The sequence below is a fragment of the Bradyrhizobium sp. genome (genome assembly GCF_017881085.1).
In the GTDB taxonomy this organism is placed as follows: Bacteria; Pseudomonadota; Alphaproteobacteria; order Rhizobiales; family Xanthobacteraceae; genus Bradyrhizobium.
This window is the reverse complement of sequence record NZ_JADGRI010000348.1, coordinates 1-5,405: the sequence shown is the minus strand read 5'-3', so window position 1 is coordinate 5,405 and position 5,405 is coordinate 1. Positions and strand designations below refer to the sequence as shown.

Sequence of the window (5,405 nt, the reverse complement as noted above, 5' to 3'; positions counted from 1 at the left end):
AATGGAAACTGAGCCACCCGCGTCCGCCCCGCCCGCTCGACTCTGCACGTCGTGCGGGCAACCAATGAAACTTCTGAGCAAACTTAAAGGCTTTGGACGGCACCCGGCGATCACCGTATTCCGCTGCGACCCATGCAAGCGGGTTCACGCGGATCAAGAGTGAGGCCGCGAGCCGTTCGCTGTGGAGGATTGGTGAATTAGAGTTTCAGAATTAGCGCACATAAAGCAGACCGATCGCCCGGCCAGCCTCTGGCGTGGCGTCCGGCGCCATCACGCCTTTGCGCAAACTCTGCAGCTCATCAAGCGCGCCATCCAGAGCCTTCACCACTTCGCCCTGTGCGACCACGCCCTTGCGTTCTAGCAGCGCAAGAATGTGCTTCAGCGCCAGGCCTGTGCCACGATAGTGCGCGCCGCACCAGCTTCTCAATAGTGACTCATCGCGCCGGGATTGCTAACGGTTGGACATTCTGGGGTTTTCGGCGAAGGGCGTGACCATGGTCAGCAGTACTGCATCTCTGTCGGACACGTGGAGGGTAGGTGTCCTGTTCTCCCGCACGGGGCTGACGGCCGTCACCGAGACCGAGCACTTCCTGGGAACGGCCCTGGCGATCCAGGAAATCAACCAGGCCGGCGGAGTCCTCGGGCGCGAAATCGAAGTAGTCGCCTACGATCCTGAATCGGACCCGGAGACCTATCGCCGTCTGGCCGATCGTCTTTTGACCGATGACGGCATTTCCGTGATCTTCGGGTGCAGCTCGTCGGCGCAACGCAAGGCGGTGCTGCCGGCGATCGAACGCCGCAACGGACTGTTGTGGTATCCGTCGCTCTATGAGGGCTTCGAATATTCGCCCAACGTGATCTATACCGGGGCGTCGCCAAATCAGAACAGCTTTCCGCTCGCCGAATATCTCGTCCGTAACCATGGGCGTCGGGTGCTCATGGCTGGCTCGGACTACATCTATCCGCGTGAATCGAACCGCATCATGCGCGATCTCGTCGAATCCTACGGCGGCAAAATCGTCGATGAAGTCTACGTTCCCATGGCGGCGTCTGAGCAGCGCCTGCGCGAGATCGTAGTGCGGGCCAAGGAGTTGGCGCCGGATGTGGTGTTCTCGACCATTGTCGGACGCTCCGCGCAGATGTTTTATCGGCTCTACCGCGAGGCCGGGCTCGATCCGGCATCGATGCCGATTGCCAGCTTGACCATGGCCGAAGGCGAGGTGCAAGTTATCGGAGCGGCGCTGTGCGAGGGACACATTACGGCGGCGACGCATTTCGGGTCGCTGCGAGGCTCCAGCAATCGCCGGTTTGCGGAAAACTTTCATCGCGCCTTTGGCGCCGACAAGCCGATCAGCATGTGGAGCGCCGGCGCCTATGCCCAAGTGAATCTGTTCGCGCTGGCGCTGGAGCGGGCCGGAACGCTCGACACCCAGCGGCTGGTCGAGGCGGCGCTCGGCCTTTCGTTCGAGGCGCCAGAAGGCACCATCCAGATCGATCCCGAGAACAACCATACCTGGTTGACGCCGCGGATCGGCCGGGTTCGGCGCGACGGCGGATTCGATGTGGTCTGGGAAGCCAAGGCGGCGGTGAAGCCGGATCCCTATCTCGCGGTATCGCCGCTCGGCGGGCGTTGGATCGGAGAGGAGATATCGGTCGCATGAAGCCAGGCATCCGCCGCCTCATTGAAGAGCTGCGCGGCGCGCGCGTCCTGGTCGTGCACCCGCGCGACGCTGAAGGCGATGCGCTGCTCGATCAGCTGAAGCGCATCGGCTGCAACGTGCGCGGAATATGGCCACCGCCGGTCGAATTACCCAAGGACATCGACACGGTGTTCCATCTGGTAGAAACCGCGGAGACGCCGGCTTTCGTCGCTTCTGCGTCCGACGACGGGCCGACCTTCGTCGCGATCGTCGACTACGAGAATCCGACGGTGCTGCGGCGGCTGCTCGACAGCAACGCGCACGGCGTCATCAACAAGCCGATCCGCTCGTTCGGCATCCTCTCCTCGCTTGTGCTCGCCCGCTCGCTGCACGGTTATACCCGGCGCCTGGAGGGAAAAGTGCAGAAACTCGAAGAGACATTGAAGGCGCGCCGCGATGTGGACAAGGCGGTGAAAATCTTGGTGACACTCAAGAAGATCGGCGAGGCCGAGGCCTATGAATTGATCCGCGCGCAGGCGACGCAGAAGCGATTATCGATGGCCCAGATCGCCATCACCATCATCGGCGCGCAGGATGTGATGGCAGGCCTTGGTTTGATCGACGAACTCTGAGACGCTAGGTCGTTTGCACAATACGTCATCATCGCTGCCGATAATTCGATCCCGCGCCATGATTGACATTGGGATCGCGTTACTGCTGTAATTCGAACGTTGGCGGTGTTCGACCTTTGCGGTCGAGATCGTCACGGCGGCCGGTCGGCCGCTTCAACATCTGGCTATGTAGCCCTCGATCGGTGCCTGACGGCGCTATCGGGGTTTTTTTGTTTTGCTCGCACCAGGGAGTTTGGCGCGATGACCTCGCAGGTCTCTACCTCACCAGCGGCCGGATCGATCAAGGTCGCCTGTATACAGATGCAACCGGTTTTCGGCAACGTCGCCGCCAATGTCGCGCACAGCCTGGAACTGATCGATCGGGCCGCGTCGCAAGGCGCCGACCTCGTCGTGCTGCCGGAATTGTCCAATACCGGTTACATGTTCGCCTCGCGCGAGGAGGCATTCGGCCTTGCCGAGCACATTCCCGGCGGGCCGTCGGTTGACGCCTGGGCGGAGCGCGCGGCGCGGCACGGCATGCATATCGTCGCGGGCATTACCGAACGATCCGGGCCTGATCTCTACAACAGCGCCGTCGTGATCGGCCCCGAAGGCTATATCGGCACGTTCAGGAAAGTGCATCTCTGGAACGAGGAGAACTTGTTCTTCGAGCCCGGCAATCTTGGCTTTCCCGTATTCCACACGCCGATCGGCCGAATAGGCGTTGCGATTTGCTACGACGGCTGGTTCCCGGAGACGTTCCGGCTCTGCGCCCTGCAGGGCGCGGATATTGTCTGCGTGCCGACCAACTGGGTTCCTATTCCCGGGCAAGCCGAAGGGCGTGAAGCCATGGCGAACATCCTGGCGATGGCGGCGGCCCATTCGAATTCGATCTTCATCGCCTGCGCCGATCGCGTCGGCGTCGAGCGGGGGCAGCCCTTCGAGGGCCAGAGCCTGATCGTCAGTTACACCGGATGGCCTGTCGTCGGGCCGGCCAGCCGGGACGCGGAAGACATCCTCATCGCCGAAGTCGATCTCGGCGAGGCCCGGCGTAAACGCAATTGGAACGCCTTCAACCAGGTTCTGCGTGATCGCCGCGCCGACGTCTATGACGAGATGCTCGGCTCCGGTGCGAAGCGCGGCTGGTACTGATCCCCATCGTCTCGCATCCCGTACGTCCACTTAACCCCAGGAGTATTGATCCATGACACCCACTCGTTCGTTCTCGGCTTTGCTTGCCGCCGCGGCCTGCACCACGCTCCTCGCTGCTCCCGCACTTGCCGCGGAGCCGATCAAGATCGGCGTGCCGGTCGGCCTGTCCGGCGCCAACAGCGTCGTCGCACCCTCCGTGGTGCAGTCGGCCCAACTCGCCGTCGAGGAGATCAACGCAAAGGGCGGGGTGCTTGGCCGTCAACTGGCGCTGGAAGTCGCCGATGACGCCTCGGGCGCGGCCGGCGCGCAGAAGGCGTTCGACAGCCTCGTGTTTCAAAAGAAGGTCGACGTGCTGATCTCGATGGAGACGAGCGCGGCGCGCAACGCGGCGCTCCCGATCGTGGCGCGCGGCAAGGTGCCCTACATCTATACGTCGTTCTATGAAGGCAAGTCCTGCAGCCCGTTCATGTATGTCAATGCCTGGGTGCCGGAACAGCAGGTGCCGCCGATCGTCGATTTTTTCAACAAGGAAAAGGGCGCCAAGAAGTTCTTCCTGATCGGCTCAGACTACGCGTTCGGTCGCGGCATGCTGGCCTTCACCAAGGCCTATATCGAGAAGACCGGCGGCAAGGTGGTCGGCGAGGAATATCTGCCGATGGACGGCAGCGACTGGACATCGATTATCTCGAAACTGAAGAGCGCGGCGCCGGATGCGCTGATTACGTCGACGGCCGGCGGAGCGCCGAACGTCACCCTGACCAAGCAACTTCGCGCCGCCGGCGTCGCGCTTCCCTATGGCAACCTCGCGGTCGACGAGGGCACAGCCAAGGGCATGGGGACCGACGCCGAAGGCATCTATCTCTCGGCCTCCTATGTGACCGGCATTGACAGCGCCGCCAACAAGAGCTTCCTGGCCGCCATGCAGAAGAAATTCGGGGCCGAGCTGAAGACCCCGAACGATCTTTCGGTACCGGAATATGAAGCGGTCTATGCTTACAAGGCCGCGGCGGAAAAGGCCGGCAGCACCGAGGAGGCCAAGGTCCTGAAGGCGCTCGGCGAGGTCTCGGTGGAAGGTCCGCGCGGCAAGATCGAGATGTCAAAGCAGCATCACGCGCCATTGACCATGTATCTCGGCCAGGTGCAGGCTGATGGTTCGGTGAAGGTCATCAAGAGCTTTCCCAATGTCGATCCGGGCGCGCAGTGCCCGAACCTGAAGCCTTGACGTGAAACGCCGGCGGCGGAGGAGGGAACTGCCTTCTTCCGCCCCGGCTCAATTCGGTTCGTCCGCATGATCACGCTCGCCCTCGACATTGTCACCACCGCTGCGATCCTCTTCATCGTTTCCGCCGGTCTGTTGATCGTGTTCGGCGTGATGAAGATCATCAATTTCGCGCACGCGTCCTTCATCACCGTCGGGGCCTACGCCGCGCTGGTGGCCTCACGCCTCGGGCTGCCGCCGGTGCTGGCGCCCGCGCTGGCTTTTCTCGCGGGCGGGCTGATCGGGGCCGTTGCCGAGCGCGTCGTGGTGCGGCGGCTTTACGGCCGGCCGCTGGATGCAATCCTGGCGACCTGGGGGCTGAGCATCGTGATCGGTCAGTTGGTGACGCTCGGCTTCGGGCGCGAAGTGCAGTTCGTGCCGTCTCCGATCTCCGGGACGGTGATGATCCTGGGCGAGGACTATTCGGGCTATCGTCTGTTGATGGTGGTGGCGGCGATCGTGATCGCCGCCTTGTTCACTGGGCTTCTCAACGGCACGCGGCTCGGTCTTTCCACACGCGCCGTGATCATGAACGAGACGCTGGCGCAAGGCTTGGGCATCGACAGCACACGGGTCCGCCTGATCACCTTCGGCATCGGTTGTGGTCTCGCCGCGACCGCGGGCGCCCTGATCACGCCGCTGGCCAGCGTCGATCCCAATATGGGGCTGTCCTGGCTGATCGGTGCCTTCATGCTGGTGATGATTTCGGGCGGCTCGCTGCTGACGCTCGGACTGTCCTGCATC

The 5,405-nt window shown here is 62.7% G+C and carries 6 protein-coding genes; 5 read left to right on the top strand and 1 reads right to left on the bottom strand.

Features of this window, described 5'->3' with window-relative positions; translation table 11 throughout:
* Positions 1-211: 211 nt before the first annotated feature.
* Positions 212-427 carry a hypothetical protein gene (locus QZ213_RS24095; RefSeq protein WP_291688584.1) on the bottom strand — a complete coding sequence of 72 codons (216 nt, stop codon included), beginning with the start codon at positions 425-427 and terminating at the stop codon, positions 212-214.
* 67 nt (positions 428-494) lie between these two features.
* Between QZ213_RS24095 and QZ213_RS24090 the strand changes: the two genes are divergently transcribed.
* From QZ213_RS24090 to QZ213_RS24070, 5 genes are all read left to right on the top strand, one after another.
* Positions 495-1,661, top strand: coding sequence for a transporter substrate-binding domain-containing protein (locus QZ213_RS24090; RefSeq protein WP_291688583.1), 1,167 nt, complete (start codon positions 495-497; stop codon positions 1,659-1,661).
* On the top strand, positions 1,658-2,272 hold the full coding sequence (locus QZ213_RS24085) for an ANTAR domain-containing protein (protein WP_291688582.1): 615 nt from the start codon (positions 1,658-1,660) through the stop codon (positions 2,270-2,272). The genes QZ213_RS24090 and QZ213_RS24085 overlap by 4 nt, the downstream gene beginning before the upstream one ends.
* Before the next feature lie 300 nt (positions 2,273-2,572).
* Positions 2,573-3,403, top strand: a complete 831-nt coding sequence (locus tag QZ213_RS24080; protein WP_291688585.1) for a nitrilase family protein — start codon at positions 2,573-2,575, stop codon at positions 3,401-3,403.
* Between the two features lie 52 nt (positions 3,404-3,455).
* Positions 3,456-4,625: a substrate-binding protein gene (locus QZ213_RS24075; RefSeq protein WP_291688581.1), complete on the top strand. Its 1,170-nt coding sequence runs from the start codon at positions 3,456-3,458 to the stop codon at positions 4,623-4,625.
* Between the two features lie 66 nt (positions 4,626-4,691).
* On the top strand, positions 4,692-5,405 hold a 714-nt coding region (locus QZ213_RS24070), incomplete at its 3' end, for a branched-chain amino acid ABC transporter permease (RefSeq protein WP_291688580.1).